Below are 24190 nucleotides of genomic sequence, written 5' to 3' on the forward strand. Positions count from 1 at the left end.
CCTCTCTTCAATTGCCATTGGGGGAGCCGTGTATTCACTAAAGCGCAAGGGCGATTACCGTCTGCAACTGACCCGCACATTGAAAAAACCAGGCCGCCATAACGTCGAGCTGTATTTGTTCACGCCTCACGAAAGCAACTTTTCCGCCTGGACTCTGGCCGAGGAACAGTTCTTCTTCAGCGCCCTGTCCCACCGCTTCGGCCTGCTGGGACTGCCAGCCAAAGACCGCCCCAGCAAGGCCAACACAACGTTTTCGCTACTCTCGCCCCACTACGAAATCATGTATGGGTCCTGGCTCTTTCAATATCAGGCCTCGATGGACCGCCTTCGCCAACAATTGCTGGCCTCGGGCGTCACGGCAGAGTCGATCGGTCGCGCCCTGCGGCTTAGCCAGAACTTTGCGCAACGCCTGCGCAAGTCCGCTCCCCGGCAAACAAGTCAGCAACGCTATTTCCGTCAGATGGATATCTACTTTTCCTGGTATGCCGAACAGTTCATGCTGGAAAGTATGACTCTGGACGGCTTCGCCGAGCTGGAGGAAGAACTCAAGCAGGCGATGGGCGACTTCCTGCGCCAGGAGCACAAGCACCGCAAGGAGCGCGAGTACCTGAGTGATTTTCACGGCACACCGACCCGCGTCTGGAACCGCATGAGCCTGTATCACCGGCTGCTGGAGTATCCGGTACTGCTGCGCTCAACGATCACCGAGCTGGGCCCTGGCACACGCAAGCTGGTCAAGGCGGCGTCCACCACGTTGATCATGTCGCTGTTTACCTATTTTCTGTTCAACGCGCGGGACGCCAGCCAGAAGCTGTCGCTTACTCTGCTGCTGGGCATCGCACTGGTCTATGCCCTGCGCGACCTGCTGCGCGACGACATGATCACGGCTATTACACGCTGGCTGCGTAAAGGCAAGCCACGCTGGAAGATCCGCCTCCTCATGCCCTACACGAAAAAATTGCTGGCCCAGCAACTGGTCTGGCTGGACTATCGCAAATTACCCGAACTACCCCGGCAGGTGCGGGAACACTCCGTCAAATGGGCTACTAACGAAGAGCGACAAATCATTTGCTATCGCTCGGTACTCAACCTCGACAAGGCGGCGCTGGAGCAAGACGAGATCCAGGAGCGCCTGACACTGGACTGTGAACGGCTCTGCGAGATGATTCTGGCCAGCAAGCACCAGTTATTCGTGAGTGCGGACGAGGCCGATCCGTTTGCCTCCATCCAGGCGCACCCCATCGAAAAACAGCACGATTACAACCTCCTGCTGGTGCACACGGAACCCGGCCAGTCCTTTCCTTCTGCACAGCGCTGGCGGGTGCGGCTGGGAGCCAACGGCATCGTGCAGTGCGAGAGCAAAAAGGTGCACTGGCCCGACCCACCGGAACGGCAGACGACACGCTGGCATCGGCGACTAATCGCCCCGTGGCGGCGAAGCTGAGCTATGCCTGCCGCCACGCCCGCTTGACCCGAATCAAGGAAAAGGCAAAAAACTGCGCACAGTATGGCCAGACACGAGTGCCCTGGAGTGTTTTGTCATGGCCAAGAAATTCCCGCTGAACCCTGTGCATCCCGAGCGGATCTGCTGGGGATGCGACCGCTATTGCTCAGCAGACGCATTGGGGTGTGGCAATGGCGCTGATCGCACCATGCACCCCATCGAGGTCTGGGGCGAAGACTGGCACGCCTTCGACGCCCTGAGTACGGACAACAGCCAGCCGCAGGCAAGCAAGCCACCGGCCGCCTGAGCGCTGCGCACCCGGGTCATGAGAAGCAGCCCTCGACTACGCTTCGAAATGACCAATCCAGCAGGTGCCTGCCATGGAGTTCAAGGACTATTACGCAACGCTCGGCGTGGAGCCCTCGGCCGATGACAAGGCGATCAAGACCGCCTACCGACGCCTGGCGCGTCAGTACCATCCGGACGTCAACAAGGAGGCCGACGCGGAAGATCGCTTCAAGGAGGTGGTCGAGGCCTATGAGGTGCTGAAGAGCCCGGAGAAACGCGCCGAGTACGATCAGATCCGCCAATACGGCCACGCCGGGCAAACCTTCAACGCACCACCCGGCTGGCAACCCTCGGGCGGGTTTTCCACACAGCACGAGCAGTTCGAGGGCGACTTCTCCGAGTTTTTCGAATCGATTTTCGGCGCTCAACGGGGCGGCCGCCAGCAGCACCGGGCGGCGCGCCGCGGTCGCGACATCGAGCTTGAGCTGCCGGTGTTCCTGGAAGAAATCCTCGGTGAAACCAGCAAGCCAATCGAGTATCTGCTACCCAGCTACGACGAGCATGGCCAGCGCCAGCCCGATCAGCGCAAGAGCCTCAACGTGAAGATTCCCCCCGGTATCACTGATGGCGAGCGCATTCGCCTCAAGGGACAGGGCGGCCTGGGCAGCGGCGGCGCGCCGAATGGCGATCTGTATCTGTTCATCCGTCTGGTGCCGCACCCGCTGTTCGACGTAGAGGGCCATGATCTGCTGATCACGGTGCCCCTGGCTCCCTGGGAAGCGGCGCTGGGTGCGCGGGTCGAAGTGCCGACACTGACCGGGCGCATTCACCTGAATATTCCGGCCGACAGCCAGAGCGGCCAGCGCTTGCGCATCAAGGGCAAGGGGTTGCCGAGCAAGCAAGGCACGGGCGATCTGTATGCGGTACTGAAAGTGGTAATGCCACCGCGCAACACGGAACAGGCGCGTAAATTGTGGACTCAGCTGGGCGACGCCGCAGACTTCGACCCACGCAGCCGATGGAGTAAATGACCATGGAAACTTCCCTGCTCCTGCAACTGACCCTGGAAGAATGCTGCCAGCGGCTCGAGTTGCCCGAAAACATCCTGATCGAAATCGTCGAATACGGCATCGTTGAACCGGACGGCAAGACCCCCGCCGAATGGCGCTTCGATACCGCAGCGCTGAGCCGCTTACGCCAGGCCCACCGTCTGCAACGGGAGCTGGAGCTCGACTGGGCAGCCGTGGCAGTTACGCTGGACCTACTGGGCGAAGTGGAGCGACTGCGGACCGAGAACGACAGCCTGAAACGCCGTTTGCTGCGCTTTCTGGAACTCTAGCCCGTATCCGTGCGATGCCGTGTGGCGCTACGCTTAAAGCCGCCGCGCACCCGCCAGCGAACCCAGGTCTCAATCGGCAGGACCGACCTGCACACGTTGCCCGTGATGATTTGGCACCCTCTTAGCCGGGTCGCTGTACGTCGCCGTCTTACCATCAGGTTCGCTGCACAACGTGAGAAAGGCTCTTCACTTCTCGCCTTCTCGCCCGACGCCTGCATCGAAGGTCTTCGAGCGAACTGAACGCGCAATCCTTGCGCCCACATATGAGAATCCATATATTCCCCAAGCCATATCTTTAGCCGGCTACCAACCTACTGCGGCCCGAGGACAGCATGCACATGACTCCCACCACGGTTTTCAAATGCCTGGCCGATGAAACCCGGGCACGCATGACATTGCTGATCGCTCGCGAAAGCGAGCTGTGCGTCTGCGAGCTGACCACCGCACTCCACGAAAGCCAGCCGAAGATTTCGCGCCACCTGGCGCAGCTGCGCAACTGCGGCGTACTGGAAGATCGTCGCCACGGCCAGTGGGTGTATTACCGCTTGCATCCAAACCTGCCGGACTGGGTACACGAGATGATCAACGCCACTCTCGCGGCCAATAAAAACTGGCTCCGGCCGAATACCGAGCGCCTGGAAGGCATGCGTGAGCGCCCCGAGCGTGCCACGGCCTGCAGCTGATTGCCTCCGGCAAAGGGGGCTGACGTGTTGCACAAGAAATCGGCGACAAAACTGTCCAATCGAGTCGATCAACCATTCTGTTTTTGAGGGGACCCCGGAATGACCATCAAAGTAGGCATCAACGGTTTCGGCCGCATCGGACGTCTGGCGCTGCGCGCCGCCTGGGGCTGGCCTGAACTGGAATTCGTGCAGATCAACGACCCGGCCGGCGACGCGGCGACCCACGCGCACCTGCTGAATTTCGATTCGGTGCATGGTCGCTGGCAGCATGAAGCCGGCAGCGAGGGCGACGCTCTGCTCATCGACGGCCAGCGCATCCGGGTGACCGCCAACAAGGCCATCGCCGACACTGACTGGTCGGGCTGCGACCTGGTGATCGAGGCCAGTGGCAAGATGAAAACCGTCGCCGTGCTGCAGGGCTATCTGGACCAGGGCGTCAAGCGCGTAGTGGTCAGCGCGCCGGTCAAGGAAGCGGGCGCACTCAACGTGGTGGTGGGCGTCAACGACTCGCTGTTCGATCCGGCCCAGCACCGCATCGTCACGGCTGCGTCTTGCACCACCAATTGCCTCGCGCCGGTAGTCAAGGTGATCCATGAGAGCCTCGGCATCCGCCACGGCTCGATCACCACCATCCACGACTTGACCAATACCCAGAGCCTCCTCGACCAACCGCACAAGGACCTGCGCCGCGCCCGTGCTTCGCTGATGAGCCTGATTCCTACCACCACCGGTTCGGCCACGGCGATTGCCGAGATTTTCCCCGAGCTGCGCGGCAAGTTGAACGGTCATGCGGTGCGCGTACCACTGGCCAACGCCTCGCTGACCGACTGCGTGTTCGAAGTTGAGCGCGCCACCACGGTCAACGAGGTCAATCAGCTGCTCAAGAGCGCCGCGGACGGCGAGCTGCAAGGCATTCTTGGCTACGAAGAACGCCCCCTGGTCTCCATCGATTACCGCACCGACCCGCGCTCGTCGATCATCGACGCGCTGTCCACGCTGGTGGTCAACGGCACCCAGGTGAAGATCTACGCCTGGTACGACAACGAATGGGCCTATGCCAACCGCACCATGGAGCTCGCCAGGCTGGTCGGCGGCGCTGGCTGATCGGCAGGACAGCATCTCCCGGCACCCCAGGTGCATCGAATCACCCAGACTCCTTGACTCAGGCTCTTCCATGCATGCCCTCGCCCGCCTTTCGCCGGAAATTCGCCAATACCTACTGATCACTGGCAACTACTGGGCTTTCACCCTCACCGATGGCGCGTTGCGCATGCTCGTGGTGTTGCATTTCCATGCGCTTGGCTACAGCCCGCTGCAGATCGCGGCGCTGTTTCTGTTCTATGAGTTTTTTGGGGTGGTTACCAACCTGATTGGCGGTTGGTTGGGCGCGCGATTGGGCTTGAATCGAACCATGAACATTGGCCTCGGCCTGCAAGTCGCAGCCCTGTTGATGCTCAGCGTGCCGGATACCCTGCTCAGCGTGCCCTGGGTCATGGCGGCGCAGGCGCTGTCCGGTATCGCCAAGGACCTCAACAAGATGAGCGCCAAAAGCTCGATCAAGCTGCTGGTACCTGGCAACCAACAAGCCCGGCTGTACCAGTGGGTGGCGATCCTTACCGGCTCGAAGAATGCGCTCAAGGGCGTCGGTTTCTTTCTGGGTGGCGCGCTGCTGGCCTTGCTTGGCTTTACTGGCGCGGTACTGGCCATGGCGACTGTGCTGGCGCTGGTCTGGGTGGCCAGCCTGGCGCTGCTTAAAAAGGATCTTGGCAAGGCCAACAGCACGCCCAAGTTCCGTGACCTGCTATCCAAGAGTCGAGCCATCAACCAGCTGTCCGCCGCGCGCCTGTTCCTGTTCGGTGCGCGGGATGTCTGGTTCGTGGTAGCCCTGCCGGTGTTTCTGACCAGCAGCTTTGGCTGGGATCACTGGCGGGTGGGCGGCTTTCTGGCGCTGTGGGTGATGGGCTACGGCCTCGTTCAGTCGCTTGCCCCCCACGTCACCGGCAAGCGCCGTGGTCAGGTGCCGGATGGCGGTGCCGCGTGTGTCTGGGCGCTGCTGCTGGCCGGACTGCCAGCGGCAATCGCCTTGGGCCTGGACAGCGACCTGTCCGTGCAAACGGTGCTGATCGGCGGTCTACTGCTGTTCGGCGCACTGTTCGCCATCAACTCCTCATTGCACAGCTTTCTGATCGTCAGCTATGCCAAGGAGGATGGTGTGTCGCTGGACGTTGGCTTCTACTACATGTCCAACGCGCTGGGTCGCTTGATCGGCACCCTGCTGTCCGGCTGGGTCTTTCAGGCGTATGGTTTGCAAGCCTGCCTGTGGGTATCCAGCGGCTTCGTGCTACTGGCCGCACTGATCTCCGTCAGTCTGCCCCGCCATGCCGCCGTGCAGGCCTGAACCCTTTTTTTGCTTCGGAGGATCTCATGCCCCGCTCAGACCGCCCGCGCTTTCGCGTCAACGCCGACCGACAATCGGCGAGCCGCCGTGTGCGCTATGTCGAAACCAATCAACCCGATGAGGGCGAATGCACGATCTGCATCCTGGATGAGCTGGCGGAAGCGGCCGAACACGCCGCTGCATCGCCTGGTACTGCTGAGAAGAAATCAGGAGAAGCGTGAGCGCTTCAAAACGCTTGCGGGGTTCAACTGCGCTCCAGCGCCAGCACCAAGTCGTGGAAAGCCTCGCGGTTGGACTCGTTCAAGCCCATGAGAATCCGGTGAGCCTCAAGCACCCGGGCTTTGACTTCGGGCTCGGACACGTCCTGCGAGGGGAGATCCGTGAGATTTTCCGGCGTCACGCTTGGCTGATCGACGATATTGAAGACCTGATCAAAGCCCATGGAGTGCAGCAGCCGGGTTATATCCGGCTGGTCTGTGACCAACGTCGGTAACAGGCCGACCTTTTGCCGCGACAGAATAGACAGCTTGGCCAGCAGGCCCAGCGTGGTGCTGTCGATGCTGCGGGTCTCGATCAGGTCGATGACGATGGAGGTAAAATTCGCCGAGGCGAAGATTTTTTCAATGGTTGCGTCCAGCGCAGAGCAGAGAGTCAGGCGAACCTCGCCGACGAATTTCAGCACGAAGATGCCATCCTGCTCGGCAAACTGAATTTTGCCGTTACTCATGCAAGGTTCCTGCTCAACACCAGCAAAGCGATATCGTCCGGCATATCACCCAACTGATCCAATCCCAATATTTGGCGCAGCCCTTCAAGGCCGCCACCGGCCGTGCTGATCAATGCAGGCAGCGCGGCTTCTTTAGCTTTGAGTGTGTCACCCGGCAAAAGATCGAGGATGCCGTCGGACAGCAAGGTCAGGCTGAACGACTTTGGCAGCTCCAGTTCCAGGTTTTCGTAGGTGGCGTCCTCAAACAAGCCCACCGGTAGCCCACGCCCTTCCAGGTACTCGGCACCGCTCTCGGTGTACAGCACGGGCAAGGGCAGATGCCCACCGATGCTGTAGGTAAGCCGGTCGGTGACCAGATCGATCACCCCGCCGAGCATGGTCACGTGCTTGCCCAGTTTGAGATTGATCAGTCCGCGGTTGATATGCCCCAGCACATCCGAGGGTTTGAACTCCGGCAACACCCCACCGCGGCGTGACTCATACAGCAACCGGGTGGTCATGAACTTGAGCAGCACGGTCACAAACGCCGATGACGCGCCATGGCCGGAAACGTCCGCCAGGTAGAACGCGATGCGGCGATCGTCGAGGCGAAAGTAGTCGACGAAGTCGCCGGACAGGTACAGCGACGGAATAATCTGGTGAGCAAAATTCAGCCCGTCGGCAAGCCAGGGAGTTTCCGGCAGCATGTTCATCTGCACCTGACGGCCGGCGTTCTGATCTTCCTGAAGCAGGTGAAGACTGGCCTGCAGTTCGCGATTGGTAGCCTCCAGTGTTTCACGGTAACGGCGGTTTTCCAGGCGCAGGCGGGCGCGATCCAGCGCCCGACGTACCGAGTGCTCGAGCACAGCGAGGTCTTCAAGGGGCTTGATCAGGTAATCAGCTGCGCCCAAACGCAGGGCTTCCACTACGTCGCCCATGACGCCGGCGCCGGACACCACGATGACTGGTGCTGGGTTTTCCAGCTCGCCGATGCGGCGAATCAGCTCCAGTCCGTCCACTTGCGGCATGCGCAAATCGCAGATGACCAAGTCCGGTTGCTCCCGCTCGAATATTTCCAGGCCCTGAACGCCATTGCTCGCTTGCTCGACGGCAAAGCCGCTGTCTTCAAGATAGGCTGCCAGGCTAGTGCGCACAGCTTCGTCGTCGTCAATGATCAGCAGTGTGGCGCTGGGATTATGCATGGGATTTCCAGGCAAACGACGCCGGGTGCAGTGGACGTGGTAACCGGCCATCGGCACGGCGGGATGTAGGGACTTTCTTCACGGCGCAGACGGTACTCCCATCCGCTGAGCGATTCAAGCTGTGGGCCCGGGGCCCATGATCTACTGAGACGAGTCTTGCTCCCAGGGTGGCGAGACGGCTTCAGAAATCATCTTCGACCAAGCCATCCTTTACTTTGAATTCGCGATTTTGCAGATAGATGTTGCGAATGAACACGTATTTGTCTCCTTGGATCAGCTTTTCCGCTGATAGCAGACTAGCTCGCGTGTCGAGGGCATCCACACCAAACGTGGTATTGCGGGTCGGCACATGATCCATATAGGGATAGACGTTCAAGTACGCATCCGGCACGCGGGAAAAGGCGTCGCGCACGGTGCTTGGGCCAAGGAAGGGCAAGACCAGATAAGGACCGCTATCAAGTCCCCAGGCGCCCAGCGTCTGGCCAAAGTCTTCGTCGTTGCGGGGCAGGCCCATCTTGCTGGCGACGTCAAAAAACCCCAGCAGTCCGAAGGTCGAGTTGAACAAGATGCGGCTGGTATCGATGCCCGCATCGCGGAATTTGCCCTGCAGCAGATTGTTGGTCAGGGTGCGCACATCGCCCACATTGCTGAAGACGTTGTGGATGCCATCTTCCAGAAACTGGGGAGTGACGGCTCGGTAGCCTTCGGCCAGTGGCTTGAGCGCATAGGTGTCTACCTTGTCGTTGAAGGCAAACATCGTGCGGTTGAAGCCCTCCCACGGGTCTTCATCGGTGGCTGCCAAGACGCTGACAGGCACCAGCACCAGACTCAGCATGAATCCCACGCGACCTGCCCATCCTCGCCCCCAGTTGCCCGCAACCATTGCAGCACCTCATTGTTAGACGTAGTGTGGCGACCCGCCCTGGACAAAGTCTCTGGGCTCAATCTGCCGCAATAAAAAAGACGCCGCGCAGTATACGGGCCAGCCTTACCAAGAGACAGACTTGAACATGCTTAGACAACCTGCATCCACCTTGTTGCATAGCGCTCGTATCCCCGTGCGCTGGGGCGACATGGACAGTTACGGCCACGTCAACAACACCTGCTACATCCAGTATCTGGAAGAGGCGCGCATCGCCTGGTTCGCCCAGATAGGCCTCGACATCGACCGAGGCAGCCAAGGTCCGGTCGTGTTGCAAGTTCAGCACACATACTTGAAGCCGGTGGTTCATCCGGCCACCGTGGTGATCGAACTCTATGCGGGCCAACTGGGCCGCAGCAGTGCCGTTCTCGAGCATCGACTGACGACCCTAGAAGATCCGAGCGCCGTGTATGGAGAAGGCTTTTGCAAGCTGGTCTGGATCGACCATGCCGAAAACCGCGCAGTTCCTCTGCCTGAGCGGCTGCGTGCCTTGATGAATCCCTCGGCCTGAATGCAACGTTTCCGGCACCGTATCGAGCAAACCCCGGCATCCTGCCTTATCTTTACAGGCAACGTGACGGCAAGGCCGTCACGGGCTGAGCCTTTGCTATTGGACCGGGAGTATCTTCATGCCTGCACAAGACCTACGGCTGCAACTGGAAGAACTGCGCAATCAACTGGAGCAGCAACCGCCGCTCAGCGACGAAGAACGCACGTCGATACTGACCGTCATTGCCCAGATCGAAGCCCAGCTCGTCAACCAAACCCCTCCCGCCTCTGGCGAAACCCTGGTCGATGGCGTCAACCTGGCCGTGGAGCGCTTTGAGGTCAGCCACCCAACCCTGGCCGGCACGCTACGCAACATCATGCAGAGCCTGGTAAGCATGGGGATCTGAACGGCTGCGGGTAGAAATCGACGTCGCATCGCACCAGCGTGTGGAAGACGGCGCGCTGCGCTTACTGGCGAGCCAAGCGTCGATTCTCCGGCTGGATTGTCATGCTGCTGCGGTAGGGATTGATATCCAGTCCGCCGCGACGCACATAGCGCGCATAGACCGTCAGACGCTGCGGCTGCAGCAGACGCTGCAAGTCCATATAAATGCGCTCCACGCAATGCTCATGAAAATCCTGATGCTGGCGGAAGCTGACCAGGTAGGCGAGGAAGCTGGCGTGATCCAGCGCCGGGCCGCGATAGTCCACCACCACGCTGCCCCAGTCCGGCTGGCCAGTTACAGGACAGTTGGATTTGAGCAGATGGCTGTGCAGGGTCTCCTCCACTACTCCCGCCCTTTCACAGCGCAGTAGCTCAGGGCGAGGCAGCGCATAGTCGCTGACGGCAATATCCAACTCATCGATGCACACGCCCGGCAGGCTGGCGCAGCCCTCAGCTGTGACCTCATCCAGGCGACGCACGCGCACCGTTACCGGCGCGCCCGCTATGGCAGACAAGTCTTTTTCAAGCGTTTGCTGTACCGCTTCGGCGTTAACAAACTGGGTTTGATTCAACGAGTTGAGGTACAGCTTGAAGGATTTGGATTCGATGATGTTTGGCGAATTCGATGGAATCGAGAACTCGCCAATCGCCACCACCGGCTTGCCGCGCAGCGTCAACCAGGACAGCTCGTAGCAGGTCCACAGGTCGACGCCCTGAAACGGCAAAGTGCTGGCTGTCAGGCCCAACTCGCTCCACTTCGCTGCGCGCGGAATGGGAAACAGCAACTGTGGGCTGTACTGATCTACGTAGTCGCTGGACTTGCCCAAGGGCGAGTGTTCGGCGGGATGCATGGCAGAAACCTGTCAAAAGAAAAACGACGGACAGTATAAGGTAAGGCTCGCAGCCACTGCGCCACCACCTGACGACCTTGCTGCCCCAGGCCGCTACGGCTTTTCAGGGCATGATTTCCATTTGCCCGATCATACCCGCCTGATAATGCCCGTGGATGTTGCAGGCGAATTGCAGCCAGTCCGGCTGGTAGAAGGTCCAGGTCAGTTCACCCACCTGCCCCGGCTCGACCACCAGGGTATTGGGCCCGGCATGGGCCAGATGGGCGTGGGCGCCATGCCCATGATCGCGCAAGGTTTCTTCAGCCTGCATGCGCAGCATTGCTTCGCGATGCTCCCGATGCATCGCGGTGTAGCCGAGGCTGAACTCGTGAGGAAAATTGCCCACATTCTTGAGCACGAAACGCACGGTTTCGCCTGCCTTGATCTGCACAAAGGCCGGCTTGAAGTACATCTCGCCCATCTCGATTTCAACGGTACGGGTTGCGGACTCGGGGTTGGCCGGCTTGCCGAAGACAAAACCTTCGGCAAGCGCTACCGGACTGCCAAGCAATATCGAGATGGAAAGCAGGAATCGCAGCAACATGATTCATCACTCCTGAAGTAGAGAGGACAAGCCAGGCAACGCCCGGCTGTCCCCCTCAGGAGCCAGCCGATTACTGGCGCATTCCGCGCCCACTGATCAGCAGATGGACACAGAACAGGTATAGCAGCGCAGCGGCCACCAGCATGAAGCCAATGGCGGTGCCGATATGGATGTCGGACACGCCAAGAATGCCGTAGCGGAAGGCATTGACCATGTGCAGGATCGGATTGGCCAGCGACACCGTCTGCCAGAACGGCGACAACAGGTGGATGGAGTAGAAGACCCCGCCCAGGTACGTCAGCGGCGTCAGCACGAAGGTGGGAACGATGGAAATATCGTCGAAACTGCGCGCATACACGGCGTTGATGAATCCACCAAACGCGAAGATGGTCGCCGCCAGCAGGATCACCAGCATGGTGATGCCCAGGTTATGCACCTGCAGATCGGTGAAGAATAGTGACAACAAGGTGACGATGAAGGCCACGCCCAGGCCGCGCAGCACACCGCCGGCGATATAGCCGATGAGAATCACGTGGGGCGACATCGGCGCGACCATCAGCTCCTCGATGTTGCGCTGGAACTTGCTGCCGAAGAAGCTCGACACCACGTTGCTGTACGCGTTGGTGATCACCGACATCATGATCAAGCCCGGCACGATGTAGTCCATGTAGGCGAAGCCGTCCATCTCACCGATGCGCTGGCCGATCAGGTTGCCGAAGATCACGAAGTACAGAACCATGGTGATTGCCGGCGGCAGCAGGGTTTGCGGCCAGATGCGCAGGAAGCGCCGCACTTCGCGATAGACAATGGTTTGCAGGGCAATCAGATTAGGACGCAACTCACTCATTTCGCCACCTTGGCCAGGCTCTGTTCCACCAGGGAGACAAACAGTTCTTCCAGGCGATTACTCTTGTTGCGCAGGCTGAGCACTTCGATGCCCTGCTCCTTCAACTGCAGGAACAGCCCGGTGATGCCCTGGGTCTTGTCCACCTGCACTTCCAGGGTGCGGCCGTCCACCAGGCTTGCCGGGTAGCCATCAAGCTCCGGCGGCAGCAGCTGGGATTCTTTCAGATCCAGCAAAAAGGTTTCCACGTGCAGCTTCTGCAACAAGGCGCGCATGCTGGTGTTCTCCACGATGCGTCCGTGATCGATGATCGCGATGTTGCGACACAGCTGCTCGGCTTCTTCCAGGTAGTGAGTGGTGAGGATGATCGTCACACCTTGGCGATTAAGCTCGGTGAGGAAGGTCCACATCGAACGGCGCAACTCGATGTCCACCCCGGCGGTCGGCTCATCGAGAATCAGCAGACGCGGATCGTGCATCAGCGCACGGGCGATCATCAGGCGCCGCTTCATCCCACCGGAGAGCATGCGCGACGGCACGTCACGCTTGTCCCACAGGCCGAGTTGCTTGAGGTAGCGCTCGGCACGCTCCTTGGCTACCCGCAGCGGAATGCCGTAGTAACCGGCCTGAGTGGTGAGGATATCGAAGGCCTTTTCAAACTGGTTGAAGTTGAACTCCTGGGGCACCACCCCCAGGCAGCGCTTGAGCCCGGAGGGATCGGCGTCCAGGTCATGGCCGAACACATTCACCGTGCCGCCAGACTTGGTTACCAGAGTGGAAAGAATGCCAATGGTGGTCGACTTGCCGGCGCCGTTGGGGCCGAGCAAGGCGAAGAAGTCACCTTCGGCGACATCCAGATCGATGCCATGCAGCGCCTGGAAGCCATTATCGTAAATCTTGGTCAGCTGCCGGATGGACAGGGCGGAACTCATGTTGAATGCACGCAAACAGAAAGGGAACCAGCTAGATAAGGGCTAGAGCAGCCAATTGCAACCTTGGGACCCGTTCCCGTTTCGCTGCGAACCACAACGAAGTGGGACAGAACCCTGGAGCAGCGGCAGACGAACTACGCTGATCGACACGGGTCCCTTGGGAGAACCCTACGCCGGCAAACGCCCGAGCAACCGTCACCTCATTCGCGCTCTTCAGGGAGGAAACCCATGCTTGCTATCTGGCTGATCGTTCTAGTTGTGGGCATTCTCACCCTTGCCCATCTGCGTATACCGGTACTGACCAGCCTGGCAATCGTTGCGGTGTACCTCATTGCCATGGCCCTCACCGAAGTCGCCCCCGGCCCGTTGATGCTGGTGCTTGCACTGCTCTGGCTGACGGTGGCCGTGCCGCTGCTGATGCCTGATTTTCGGCGGCGCCACATCACCGGCCCTGTCTTTGCGTGGTTTCGCAAGACCTTGCCCCCTTTGTCGCAGACCGAACGCGAAGCCATCGAAGCCGGAACCGTCTGGTGGGATGGCGAACTGTTCAGTGGCCGCCCGAACTGGAATCAATTACTGACCTACCCCAAGGCCCAACTGAGCGCCGAGGAACAGGCGTTCCTTGATGGGCCCACCGAAACGCTGTGTTCGATGGTCAGCGATTGGGACATCGGCCAGCGTATGGACCTGCCTGAAGCCGCCTGGGCTTTTATCAAGCAGGAAGGATTCTTCGCTCTGATCATTCCCCGTGAATACGGCGGCAAAGGCTTCTCCGCCTATGCCCACTCCCAGATCGTGATGAAACTGGCCACCCGCAGCGCCGACCTGGCGTCTACCGTGATGGTGCCCAACTCCCTGGGCCCCGCCGAGCTGCTGGTGCGCTACGGCACCGAGGAACAACGCAACCGTTACCTGCCCCGGCTGGCGACTGGCGACGAAGTCCCCTGCTTCGCCCTGACCGGACCCCTGGCCGGTTCCGACGCCGGCGCCATGCCCGACAGCGGCATCATCTGCAGAGGTACCTGGCAAGGCGAGGAAGTGCTGGGCCTGCGCCTGAACTGGGAGAAGCGCTATATCACCCTCGGCCCGGTAGCCACCCTCCTCGGCGTAGCCTTCAAGGCCTACGACCCGGATCATTTATTAGGAGACGAGGGCGAGCTGGGTATCACCCTCGCGCTGATTCCCACAGATACCCCTGGCGTGACCATTGGCCGGCGCCACTTGCCGCTGGGCGCAGCATTCATGAACGGCCCCAATTCGGGCACGAATGTGTTCATGCCGCTGGACGCCATCATTGGCGGTCAGGCCATGCTCGGCAAAGGCTGGATGATGCTGATGAACTGCCTGTCCGTGGGCCGCTCGATTTCCCTCCCCGGAGTGGGCACCAGCGCGGCCAAGTCCTGCGCGTACGTCAGCGGTCGTTACGCGCACATTCGCGAACAATTCAACGTGCCACTGGCCGCCTTCGAGGGTATTCAGGCGCCCCTGGCACGCATCGCCGGCAATGCCTGGCTGATGGACGCCGCGCGAATACTCACCGCCCACGCGGTGGACCTCGGCGAAAAGCCCTCGGTGCTCTCCGCCATTCTCAAATATCACCTCACTGAGCGCGGGCGCGAATGCATTGCCCATGCCATGGATATTCATGGCGGCAAGGGCATCATCATGGGCCCCAACAACTACTTGGCCCGCGCTTGGCAAGGCACTCCGATATTCATCACCGTGGAAGGCGCCAATATCCTTACGCGCAACCTGATGGTCTTCGGGCAGGGGGCGATCCGCTGCCATCCCTACGTGCTCCAGGAGATGCAACTGGCCGATGCGGACGATCCGGATGCCGCACTGGATCAGTTCGATCCGCTGTTGCTGCAACATGTCGGTTTCGCTGTCAGCAACGCCGCCAGCAGCCTGCTGCTCGGCGTGACCGGGGGCCTGTTGAGCCAGGCACCGGGGCACGGCATCAGTCGTCATTATTTCCGCAAGCTGAATCGGCTGTCTGCGGCGTTCGCCCTGGTCGCCGACGTCTCGATGCTCTTGCTCGGTGGTGAGCTCAAGCGCCGCGAACGTCTCAGTGCACGCTTGGGCGACGTGCTCAGCTACTTGTATCTCGGCTCAGCGGCGCTCAAGCGCTACCACGACTTGGGGCATCCTGCAGAGCAGGAAATACTGCTGCGCTGGTCGCTGGAGGAGTGCCTGGAAAAAGCCGAAGCCGCGCTGGAAGCCTTGTTGGGCAACTTTCCTAATCGCCCAGTGGCCTGGCTGCTCCGACTGCTGGCCTTCCCCCTTGGCCGTCGCCATTTCGGCCCCCGGGATGCTCTGGATGCCGACGTCGCTTCCGTGCTCGGTAGGCCGCTAGACGACCCCGCCCTCGCCCGCCTGCTCGACGGCTGCTATCGACCGCAAGACCCTGAAGACCCCGTTGGCGCCTTGGAGCATGCTTTCCAACTGCTGGCGGCCAGCGACTCCAGCGCAAAGAAAGCGCAACGCGCACTTAAGGAAAACCGCCTGCGCCCCGCTGCTGGCGAAGACATGTTGGATGCCGCACAGGCCGCCGGCATCCTCAATACAGAAGAGCTCGAGGGGCTACGCATGGCCGAGACCGCCCGGCGCCGAGTGATCGATGTAGATGACTTCAGTCAGGAGGAATTGCAGCCGGCACCTGGCAAGGTGCGCTGACGGCGTTACCCAGCCAGCGCCCCAGCGACTATAATCGCGCGCCCTTTTTGACTTTCAGGTATCCCATGGCCAGCCCACATCTCGACCATCATCTCCAACTGCTTGCTCATCTGCGCAGCATTCTGGTCGCTCTTGGCGAAGCCGAGCAGATCCCCGATGAAAGCCATGCGCTGTTTCTCGAGCGCTTCGATGAGCTGATCAGCGGCCTGCAAGATGCCTCCGCCCCGCTTTACCTCGGCCAGGACCTGATCTCCCAGGTTTTCCATCGCTACCCGCAGATCAGCCACTTGGTCCCTCGCGACCTGTTGTGGTTCTTCGGTGGCGACTGCCTGCACTTCATGCCCGAAGAGGAAATTGCCCTGTTTCAGGAACTCGACGAGCGCCGCTACGCCGCCGAAGCGCAAGGTTTGCCTTTCGACTGGAATCAGGAAAAACAGTTGCTGGCACTACCAGGCGACAGTTCGAAGCACTGAGTTCCGTACTGCAGGCAGCCGAACTCCGGTAATGGAAAAACCGCTTTCTAGTGCAGTCTTCGCGGCCTCCATGCCGACCGCGTAGCCACGCAAACACCCCGCCGACGGTGTTTTATTGGATGCCCCTTTTCCTATCGGCTTCGGCCAATGCGCGCTCAGGCGCCTGCGCACCGGTCACCGCCATAGGCTGCCCCCAGCCGCCTAGCGCCTTGTAGACCCCCACCACACCGATGTTGGTCGCCGCTTCGGCCACCGCCAGTGCATCGTCGGCGGCCAGCAGGTTGCGCTGGGCATCCAGCAGCGCCAGGAAATCCTCCGCACCATCCTGATAACGCGCCTGAGCCAGGATTTCGGCCCGCCGCGCGGCCATCGCCTGCTCAGCTATCAACAGCAAACGCTGCTGTTGCCGGGCATAGCGGACCATGGCGTTCTCGGTTTCTTCCAGCGCCAGCAACACGGTCTTTTCGTATTCGGCCGCCACGCCATCCGCCTCCGCCTCGGTGGCACGCAGCCGCGCCCGGACACTGCCCAGATCGAACGCCGCCCAGCTCATGGTCGGCGTCAACGACCAGGCCTTGTTGCCGCCGCCGAGCAGCCCCGTTCCGTCCAGCGACAGGAAGCCGATGAAGCCATTGAGGCTGATGCGCGGAAACAGGTCGGCAGTGGCCACGCCCACGTTGGCCGTTGCCACAGCCAGCCGGCGTTCGGCAGCGCGCACGTCCGGTCGCATGCGCAGCAGGTTGCTGGGGTCGCCCAGCGGCAGCGCCCGGATGTAGGGCGGGACGTCCCGGGGTTGCAACAGCGCTTCCAGCGCGCCAGGCCGCTGCCCCAGCAGCACCGCCAGGCGGTGCTTGGTCTGCACTTCGCTGGCTTCCAGCAACGGGATATCAGCCTCGATCGCCTTCATCCGCGCACGGCTGCTCTGCACATCCAGCTCGCTGCCGGCGCCCAGTACCCAGCGCTCCTCCGTCAGGCGCTGGGTCTGCTGCAGGTTCTCCAGCGTCTCACGCGCCAGCGCGATGCGTTTCTGGGTGCCCCGCAGCTGGAAATAGGTGCCCGCCACTTCCGCGGCGACGATCACCTGGGCATCCGCATGGTTTTCCCATTCGGCATCCAGGGCGGCACGGGCGGCCTCGGTGGCGCGGCGTTGCCGGCCGAACAGGTCCAGCTCCCAGGCGGCATCCAGCCCGAGTAATGCGCTTTCGGTGGTCACCCGCTGCCCGTCGGCCAACACCTCGGGCTGCCGGCGCCGGTCGTAGCTGCCGATTGCGGCCACGTGGGGAAACTGGTCCAGGCGCTGCTCGGTGAACAGTGCCCGCGCCATGCGTACCCGGGTCATGGCGATGTACAGATCCAGGTTGTCCGCCAGCGCCCGCTCTACCAGTTGCTCCAGGGTCGGATCGTCGAATGCAGACCACCAGTCAATCACTGGCGAGGCGCTGCTGAATGCGGGATCGGCTGCTGCCTGCAGTGTCACCGGTTCGGGTGCCGGCGGCTGATAATCCGGCCCCACGGTCATGCAGCCCACCAGCAGTGAGAGGGCCATGGCTCCCATGCCGGGCCGGAGAAAATGCCCGGAGAGGGGAAAGCCGACGCCCTGCTTCAGGTTCTGATTACTGCTCATAAGAGGCCTCGTTGTAAGGAGAAGCGGCAGATGCCTGGGGATCACGGCCGTTGCGGCTGACCAGCATGCGCAAGGCCACGTAGAACACCGGGGTGAGGAACAGCCCGAACAGGGTCACCCCGAGCATGCCGGCGAACACCGTAATGCCGGTGACTGAACGCACTTCTGCCCCGGCGCCCGAGGACAACACCAGCGGCACCGTGCCGGCGATAAAGGCAATCGAGGTCATCACGATCGGGCGCAGACGCAGGCGGCAGGCTTCCCGGGCGGCCTCCACAATGCCCTTGCCCGCCAGTTCCAGTTCACGAGCGAACTCCACGATCAGAATGGCGTTCTTACAGGCCAGCCCCATGAGCACCACCAGCCCCACCTGCACGAAGACGTTGTTGTCGCCGCCGCTCAGCCAGACACCGAACAGGGCCGACAACAGCGTCATCGGCACGATCAGGATCACCGCCAGCGGCAGCGTCCAGCTTTCGTACAGCGCGGCCAGCACCAGGAACACCAGCAGGATCGCCACCGGGAACACCAGCAGGGCCGCCTTGCCCTGGGTCGCTTGCTGATAGCTCAGGTCGGTCCATTCGATGGTCATGCCCGTCGGCAGCACCCGCCCGGCGATCTCGGTCAGCGCCGCCATGGCCTGCGCCGAGGACAGCACCCGGGAGTCGGCTTCGCCGGCGAGGTCAGCGGCCGGATAGCCGTTGAAACGCAGCACCGGGTCAGGCCCATAGGACGGCTTGAGGGTGACCATGGAACCCACCGGCACCATCTCGCCCCGGTCATTGCGGGTGTGCAGCTTGCCGATGTCTTCCGCATTGGCGCGAAACGGCGCATCGGCCTGGACGATCACCTGCCAGGTACGACCGAACTGGTTGAAGTCGTTCACGTAGGTGGAGCCCAGGTAGGTCTGCAGGGTGTCGAACAGCTCGGTCATCTGCACGCCCTGCGCCTTGGCCTTGACCCGGTCAACTTCCGCGTCCAGCTGCGGCACGTTGACCTGGTAGCTGGTGATTGGGAAGGCCATGCCCGGCGTTTGCGCTACCGCGCCCTGCATGGCCTGCACGGCTTCCTGCAGCGCGCCGTAGCCGAGGTTGGCCCGGTCCTCGATGAACAGCTGGTAACCGTTGCCGTTACCCAGGCCGAGGATTGGCGGCGGCATCAGCGAAAAGGCAAAGCCTTCCTGCAGCCCGGCGATCTTCTGGTTGACCTCGGCATTGATTTGCGCGGCCGTGCGCCCGCCCCGCTCGCTGAACGGCTTGAGCGCGATGAAGGACACGCCGGTGTTGGGCGTGTTGGTGAACTGCAGGGCGTTCAGGCCGGGGAATGAGATGGCGTCGGCCACGCCCTCGGTTTCCTGGGCGAGCCGCACCACTTCGGCCAGCAGGGCATCGGTACGGTCCAGCGACGAGCCCTCCGGCAGCTTCACGCCGGCGATCAGGTAGAGCTTGTCCTGGGTCGGAATAAACCCCGGCGGCACAGCCTGGAACATCACACCGGTGCCCAGCAGTAGCAGCGCGTAGACGGCAAATACCGCACCGCGACGGCCGAGCAGGCGCGACACGTGGCGCTCGTAGCGGTCGGAACGGGTCTTGAAGAAGCGGTTGAAGCGCCGGAACAGCCAGCCGAACAGACGGTCGATCAGCCGAGTCGCGGTGTCCCTGGGCGCGCCATGGGCCTTGAGCAGGCGAGCGGCCAGCGCCGGCGACAGGGTCAGCGAGTTGATCGCCGAAATCACAGTGGAAATGGCGATGGTCACCGCGAACTGCTTATAGAACTGGCCGGTAACCCCGGACAGGAACGCCATAGGCACGAACACCGCGCACAGCACCAGGGCGATGGCGACGATAGGGCCGGAGACTTCCTTCATGGCCTGGTGCGCTGCAGCCGTGGGCGAAAGCCCCTCCTCGATGTTGCGCTCGACATTCTCCACCACCACGATGGCATCATCCACCACGATGCCGATGGCCAGTACCAGGCCGAACAGGCTCAGGGTGTTGATGGAGAAGCCCAGCAGGTACAGCGCGGCAAAGGTGCCGACCACCGAAACCGGCACAGCGATCAGCGGAATGATCGACGCGCGCCAGGTCTGCAGGAACAGGATTACCACCAGCACCACTAGCACGGTCGCTTCGAGCAGTGTCATGACCACGGCCTTGATTGAATCGCGCACGAACAGGGTGGTGTCGTAGACCGATTCGTAGGTCACGTCGGCCGGAAAACGCTGCTTGGCTTCCTCCAGGCTGGCGATCACCGCATCGCGGATTTCCAGCGCGTTGGCGCCGGGCGCCTGGAAAATGCCGATGCCCACGGCATTCTTGCCATTGAGCTGGGAGCGCAGGGTGTAGTCGCCGGCGCCGAGTTCGATGCGCGCCACATCCACCAGGCGCACCCGTTCGCCATCGGCACCGGTCTTGAGGACGATCTCGCCGAACTGCTCCGGGGTGTTCAGGCGGCCCTGGGCGTTGATCAGGGTAAGGAAGCGGCTGTCCGGCATGGGCTCGGCACCCAGCTGCCCGGCCGACACCTGCACGCTCTGCTCGCGCATGGCGCGCACCACGTCGCCGGCGGTCAGCCCACGCGAGGCGAGGCGGTCCGGGTCCAACCAGGCGCGCATGGCGTAATCGCCGCCGCCGAAGATCTGCGCCTCGCCCACGCCGGGAATGCGCCCCAGCGCATCCTTGATGTGCAGGCGCGCGTAGTTGCGCAAGTACAGGGTGTCGTAGGTGCCGTTAGGCGAGGTCAGGTGCACCACCATCAGGAAGGTGGGCGACTGCTTGGCGGAGGTTACCCCCTGCCGACGCACGTCTTCCGGCAGGCGCGCCAGTGCCTGGGCGACGCGGTTCTGCACCTTCACGGCGGCGTCGTCCGGGTCGGTACCCGGGCGGAAGGTGATCGTCATCTGCAGCACGCCATCGGAGCCGGCCACCGACTTGAGGTACATCATGCCTTCGACGCCGTTGATGGCTTCCTCCAGCGGCGTAGCCACGGTTTCGGCGATCACCTTGGGGTTGGCGCCCGGATACACGGTACGCACCATGACCGAAGGGGGCACCACCTCTGGGTACTCACTGATGGGCAGGAACGGCAGCGTGACCAGGCCGGCGGCGAAAATCATGATCGACAGCACCGCGGCGAAAATCGGCCTATCGATAAAGAAACGGGAAAAGTCCATGGGCGTGTCCCTTGGATGGCCTACGTCGGCATGCAACCACCCCGCCCTCGCCCACATGGGCAATGACAACAGGGCCGGTGCACACCGGCATCAGGCGTGAAAGACGGCCAGCCCTAGCGGCTGGCGGTGGACAGCGATTGCATGGTCACGCCGGTGACCTCCACAGGCATGCCCGGCATGAACACCTTCTGCACGCCGTTGACGATGACTCGGTCGCCCGGCGCGAGGCCTCCCTCGACCACCCGCAGGCCCTCGGCGCTACGGCCCAGGCTGACATCGCGCCGCTGGGCGGTGCCGTCTCCGGCCACCACATAGACGTACTTGCGGTCCTGATCCGTCAGTACGGCGCGGTCATCGATCAGCATCGCCTCGTAGCGGCCGCTGCCAAGCAGGCTCACCCGGGCGAACAGCCCCGGCGTGAAGCGGCGGTCGCGGTTGTCCAGCACCGCGCGCATGGCAATGGTGCCGGTGCTGCGCGAGACCTGACTCTCCTGGAAGTCCACCCAGCCCTCATGGGGGTAGCCCTCCTCGCCGCTCAGCCCTATCCGCACCGGCAAACGCTGCTCCCGCGCGCTGGGCCGTTCGCCGGTGCGTGCCATCTGCCCGTAACGCAGGAAGGTGGCTTCGTCGGCCTCGAAGTACACATGCATGGTGTCGAGGGAAATCAGCGTGGTCAGTACGCTGGCCGCATCTCCCGCGGTGACCAGGTTGCCGGCGGTGACCAGAGCGCGACCGGCACGCCCGTCGATAGGCGCCCGTACCTGGGTGAATTCCAGGTTCAATTGCGCGCCGTCCAGTGCCGCCTGGGCGGCCTGCACCTGCGCTTGGGCCTGTTCGGCGGCGGCGCGACGCTGCTCGACGATCTCCGTGGCAATGGCCTGCTTGGCCGCCAGCCGCCGCGCGCGCGCTGCATCGTTGCGGGCCAGCTCAGCCTGGCTGCGGGCGCGAGCCAGCTCGGCCTTGGCCCGGTCCAACTCGGCCTGGTAGCTGCGCGCATCGATGGTGAACAGCACATCACCCTTGCGCACTTCCTGACCTTCCACGTAGTTGACCTGCTCGATGTAGCCCGACACCCGCGGGCGCAGCTCCACCCGCTCCACTGCCTCGATGCGGCCATTGAACGCGTCCCAGTGACTGACCGTCTTGACCAACACAGGGGCTGCACTGACTTGGGGCGCAGGGGGCATGCCTGCCTCCTGCGCATGGCCGCCTTCGCAGCCGGCCAGTCCCGCCAGCAGCAATACAGAGAACGCGATGACGGCCAAATGCCGACCCGGGTTGTAGATGGGGTTACCTTTCATATCCGTCGTCCAGATGTCGTATGGTCTGAAACCCTGAAACGCATGCCGGCTTCGCCCTCGCGACGCCGTGTGGGTGACGTGATCAGCTCTTGATCGGGACGTGGCCAATACTGTCCCGCTCATAAGAATCATTTTTCCATGGGTGGGACAACGGCTCGGTAGATTGGCCACCCTGAGCAACTACAACCGTAGCGCGCCCTTTCCTTCAAAGCCCCTGAAACGCCCGTAAACTCAAGGACTTGGCATCAGTCCCATGCGTTATTCGCCTTGAGTGGAAAACCGCCGTTGATCACATCACTCCGTCGTTCAGGCTCTGGACGCAAAGGTACGTGGCAATACCCGACTTGATTAGTCTGGATTAAAGGGAATAATCGTCCCGCCACCGAAACAATCCCATCAGGCGGGAGCACCTCCATGAATTCTGATCTCAACGACACCCTGATCTTCGTGAAAGTGGTCGAGCAAGGCAGTTTCACTGCCGCCGCCCGTCTGCTGGGCCAGCCGAAAACCACTGTGAGCCGCAAGGTTCAGGAATTGGAAAGCCGGCTCGGTGCGCGCCTTCTGCACCGTACAACGCGGAGCCTGGGCCTGACCGAAGCGGGTACGGTGTACTACGAGCATTGCAAGCGCATCGCCGTCAATCTGGAACAGGCGGAAAGCGCCGTAAGCCAATTGCAGTCTGGGCCTCGCGGCTGGCTGCGGTTCACCGCCCCCTACGTCGTAGGCACCGCGTGGATTTCGCCTTTGCTGAGCCAATTCCAGAGCCAGTACCCCGAGATACGAGTGGACATGCACTTGAGCAATGAAAAAATGGATCTCATCTCAGGCGAGTTCGATATGGCATTGCGCCTGGGACCATTGCCTGATTCGAATCTGGTTGCCCGCAAGCTGGGCACGCTTCGCACCCAGGTATTCGCCAGCCCCGAATACATCAAACGCTACGGCGAACCACAGCACCCGGATGAATTGCAGTTCCACCGCACGTTGGCAATGAGCAAGCACCGACTGGGACAAAACAACCGTTTTGCGTGGCAACTAGGGCCCGAAGGTGGCCCACTGCAAGACTTCACTATCAATCCACAGATGGTGTCCAACGATACCTGTCCACTCCATCCGGTAATGGTGGCAGGAGAAGCGCTAATGCTCAGCAGCGATGTGATGGCCAAGCCCTTCGTCGAATCAGGAGCTCTGCAGCGTGTTCTGGCCGGCTGGACCGGGCCGGAATATGAGTTCAACGCAGTATTCGCTGGCGGCCGTCTGGTCTCGCCGAAAGTGCGCGCATTCATCGATTTCTTGGTCGACAAGCTCAACTTGGATGTTAATTACATGCTGACGCAATGTCCCAACGCCAAGCTGGCGACCCCAGAACAGCAACAACCCGGCCAGCAAATGCTGAAAGTAATCGACACCCGTACCCCTGAGGCCCAGACAGCCTAACGGCCGAGCAGTCCGGCGCCCGGCTATGCCTTGAACAGCCTGGTGTGGATATCCGTGCGGAGCTCAAAGAACCGACTGCTAGGGCGCGCCGGAGCGGCCATTTTTTAGCAGAAACGAAAAAAGCGACCTTTCGGTCGCTTCTTCGTAAATTTGGAGCGGGAAACGAGACTCGAACTCGCGACCCCGACCTTGGCAAGGTCGTGCTCTACCAACTGAGCTATTCCCGCATGTAACCCGTTTAGGGCCTTGACGCCAGCCTTTCAGCTTCCAAAAGTGCCGACATGCAACGGCACCTTCGAGAATTTGGAGCGGGAAACGAGACTCGAACTCGCGACCCCGACCTTGGCAAGGTCGTGCTCTACCAACTGAGCTATTCCCGCA

The 24190-nt window shown here is 61.7% G+C and carries 23 protein-coding genes and 2 tRNA genes; 13 read left to right on the forward strand and 12 right to left on the reverse strand.

Annotated features, from left to right (window positions below; genetic code table 11):
* The first annotated feature begins 28 nt into the window (after nt 1–28).
* From ACTV8E_RS06555 to ACTV8E_RS06590, 8 genes are all read left to right on the forward strand, one after another.
* Complete coding sequence (locus ACTV8E_RS06555) at nt 29–1444, forward strand: hypothetical protein (RefSeq protein WP_443198953.1); 1416 nt, start codon at nt 29–31, stop codon at nt 1442–1444.
* A gap of 97 nt (nt 1445–1541) precedes the next feature.
* Nucleotides 1542–1751 (forward strand): DUF3079 domain-containing protein, encoded by a 210-nt coding sequence (locus ACTV8E_RS06560; RefSeq protein ID WP_251835851.1) that lies wholly within the window; start codon nt 1542–1544, stop codon nt 1749–1751.
* Between the two features lie 73 nt (nt 1752–1824).
* On the forward strand, nt 1825–2763 hold the full coding sequence (gene cbpA / locus ACTV8E_RS06565) for a curved DNA-binding protein (protein ID WP_443198954.1): 939 nt from the start codon (nt 1825–1827) through the stop codon (nt 2761–2763).
* Nucleotides 2764–2765: 2 nt separating this feature from the next.
* Nucleotides 2766–3071 carry a chaperone modulator CbpM gene (locus ACTV8E_RS06570; RefSeq protein ID WP_443198955.1) on the forward strand — a complete coding sequence of 102 codons (306 nt, stop codon included), beginning with the start codon at nt 2766–2768 and terminating at the stop codon, nt 3069–3071.
* A 332-nt stretch (nt 3072–3403) separates the two neighbouring features.
* Nucleotides 3404–3754 (forward strand): metalloregulator ArsR/SmtB family transcription factor, encoded by a 351-nt coding sequence (locus ACTV8E_RS06575; protein ID WP_443198956.1) that lies wholly within the window; start codon nt 3404–3406, stop codon nt 3752–3754.
* Between the two features lie 99 nt (nt 3755–3853).
* Nucleotides 3854–4858: an ArsJ-associated glyceraldehyde-3-phosphate dehydrogenase gene (locus tag ACTV8E_RS06580; RefSeq protein ID WP_443198957.1), complete on the forward strand. Its 1005-nt coding sequence runs from the start codon at nt 3854–3856 to the stop codon at nt 4856–4858.
* A 70-nt stretch (nt 4859–4928) separates the two neighbouring features.
* Entirely contained in the window at nt 4929–6152 is a 1224-nt protein-coding gene (gene arsJ, locus ACTV8E_RS06585) for an organoarsenical effux MFS transporter ArsJ (RefSeq protein WP_443198958.1), read from the forward strand.
* 26 nt (nt 6153–6178) lie between these two features.
* Nucleotides 6179–6373: a hypothetical protein gene (locus tag ACTV8E_RS06590; protein ID WP_273538791.1), complete on the forward strand. Its 195-nt coding sequence runs from the start codon at nt 6179–6181 to the stop codon at nt 6371–6373.
* Nucleotides 6374–6396: 23 nt separating this feature from the next.
* Here the strand turns inward: ACTV8E_RS06590 and rssC are convergent, their stop codons facing one another.
* From rssC to ACTV8E_RS06605, 3 genes are all read right to left on the reverse strand, one after another.
* Nucleotides 6397–6879 carry an anti-sigma factor antagonist RssC gene (gene rssC, locus ACTV8E_RS06595; protein WP_251835845.1) on the reverse strand — a complete coding sequence of 161 codons (483 nt, stop codon included), beginning with the start codon at nt 6877–6879 and terminating at the stop codon, nt 6397–6399.
* Nucleotides 6876–8060, reverse strand: a complete 1185-nt coding sequence (rssB, locus tag ACTV8E_RS06600) for a two-component system response regulator RssB (protein ID WP_443198959.1) — start codon at nt 8058–8060, stop codon at nt 6876–6878. Before rssB ends, rssC begins: the two co-directional genes overlap by 4 nt.
* Before the next feature lie 181 nt (nt 8061–8241).
* Entirely contained in the window at nt 8242–8895 is a 654-nt protein-coding gene (locus ACTV8E_RS06605; RefSeq protein ID WP_443198979.1) for an MlaA family lipoprotein, read from the reverse strand.
* Nucleotides 8896–9070: 175 nt separating this feature from the next.
* Here ACTV8E_RS06605 and ACTV8E_RS06610 point away from each other — a divergent pair, with 175 nt between their 5' ends.
* Nucleotides 9071–9493, forward strand: coding sequence for an acyl-CoA thioesterase (locus tag ACTV8E_RS06610; protein WP_251835843.1), 423 nt, complete (start codon nt 9071–9073; stop codon nt 9491–9493).
* 118 nt (nt 9494–9611) lie between these two features.
* Entirely contained in the window at nt 9612–9878 is a 267-nt protein-coding gene (locus ACTV8E_RS06615) for a DUF4404 family protein (protein WP_251835842.1), read from the forward strand.
* Nucleotides 9879–9939: 61 nt separating this feature from the next.
* On the opposite strand, the gene queF is transcribed toward ACTV8E_RS06615, so the two are convergent.
* The 4 genes from queF to ACTV8E_RS06635 form a co-directional block, all read right to left on the reverse strand.
* Nucleotides 9940–10767 (reverse strand): NADPH-dependent 7-cyano-7-deazaguanine reductase QueF, encoded by an 828-nt coding sequence (gene queF / locus ACTV8E_RS06620; protein ID WP_443198960.1) that lies wholly within the window; start codon nt 10765–10767, stop codon nt 9940–9942.
* A gap of 103 nt (nt 10768–10870) precedes the next feature.
* Nucleotides 10871–11350: a cupredoxin domain-containing protein gene (locus tag ACTV8E_RS06625; protein ID WP_443198961.1), complete on the reverse strand. Its 480-nt coding sequence runs from the start codon at nt 11348–11350 to the stop codon at nt 10871–10873.
* 70 nt (nt 11351–11420) lie between these two features.
* The gene (locus tag ACTV8E_RS06630; protein ID WP_251835839.1) at nt 11421–12197 is read right to left on the reverse strand and encodes an ABC transporter permease; all 777 of its coding nucleotides are present in this window, start codon (nt 12195–12197) and stop codon (nt 11421–11423) included.
* Nucleotides 12194–13126 carry an ABC transporter ATP-binding protein gene (locus tag ACTV8E_RS06635; RefSeq protein ID WP_443198962.1) on the reverse strand — a complete coding sequence of 311 codons (933 nt, stop codon included), beginning with the start codon at nt 13124–13126 and terminating at the stop codon, nt 12194–12196. The genes ACTV8E_RS06630 and ACTV8E_RS06635 overlap by 4 nt, the downstream gene beginning before the upstream one ends.
* A 228-nt stretch (nt 13127–13354) precedes the next feature.
* On the opposite strand from ACTV8E_RS06635, the gene ACTV8E_RS06640 reads away from it, so the two are divergent.
* Nucleotides 13355–15802 (forward strand): acyl-CoA dehydrogenase, encoded by a 2448-nt coding sequence (locus tag ACTV8E_RS06640; protein WP_443198963.1) that lies wholly within the window; start codon nt 13355–13357, stop codon nt 15800–15802.
* 65 nt (nt 15803–15867) lie between these two features.
* Nucleotides 15868–16275: a PA2817 family protein gene (locus tag ACTV8E_RS06645; RefSeq protein ID WP_251835836.1), complete on the forward strand. Its 408-nt coding sequence runs from the start codon at nt 15868–15870 to the stop codon at nt 16273–16275.
* 112 nt (nt 16276–16387) lie between these two features.
* Here the strand turns inward: ACTV8E_RS06645 and ACTV8E_RS06650 are convergent, their stop codons facing one another.
* From ACTV8E_RS06650 to ACTV8E_RS06660, 3 genes are all read right to left on the reverse strand, one after another.
* Nucleotides 16388–17899, reverse strand: a complete 1512-nt coding sequence (locus ACTV8E_RS06650; RefSeq protein WP_443198964.1) for an efflux transporter outer membrane subunit — start codon at nt 17897–17899, stop codon at nt 16388–16390.
* The gene (locus ACTV8E_RS06655) at nt 17889–21071 is read right to left on the reverse strand and encodes an efflux RND transporter permease subunit (RefSeq protein ID WP_443198965.1); all 3183 of its coding nucleotides are present in this window, start codon (nt 21069–21071) and stop codon (nt 17889–17891) included. Before ACTV8E_RS06655 ends, ACTV8E_RS06650 begins: the two co-directional genes overlap by 11 nt.
* Nucleotides 21072–21184: 113 nt before the next feature.
* The gene (locus tag ACTV8E_RS06660) at nt 21185–22372 is read right to left on the reverse strand and encodes an efflux RND transporter periplasmic adaptor subunit (protein WP_443198966.1); all 1188 of its coding nucleotides are present in this window, start codon (nt 22370–22372) and stop codon (nt 21185–21187) included.
* Between the two features lie 414 nt (nt 22373–22786).
* Here ACTV8E_RS06660 and ACTV8E_RS06665 point away from each other — a divergent pair, with 414 nt between their 5' ends.
* Nucleotides 22787–23809 carry a LysR substrate-binding domain-containing protein gene (locus tag ACTV8E_RS06665; protein ID WP_251835833.1) on the forward strand — a complete coding sequence of 341 codons (1023 nt, stop codon included), beginning with the start codon at nt 22787–22789 and terminating at the stop codon, nt 23807–23809.
* Between the two features lie 151 nt (nt 23810–23960).
* Here the strand turns inward: ACTV8E_RS06665 and ACTV8E_RS06670 are convergent.
* Together ACTV8E_RS06670 and ACTV8E_RS06675 are read right to left on the reverse strand one after the other, a co-directional pair.
* A tRNA-Gly gene (locus ACTV8E_RS06670) sits at nt 23961–24036 on the reverse strand.
* A gap of 77 nt (nt 24037–24113) precedes the next feature.
* A tRNA-Gly gene (locus tag ACTV8E_RS06675) sits at nt 24114–24189 on the reverse strand.
* Between the last annotated feature and the right edge of the window lies 1 nt (nt 24190).

It is taken from the genome of Pseudomonas sp. B392_1p (assembly GCF_052245235.1).
In the GTDB taxonomy this organism is placed as follows: Bacteria; Pseudomonadota; Gammaproteobacteria; order Pseudomonadales; family Pseudomonadaceae; genus Serpens; species Serpens gallinarum.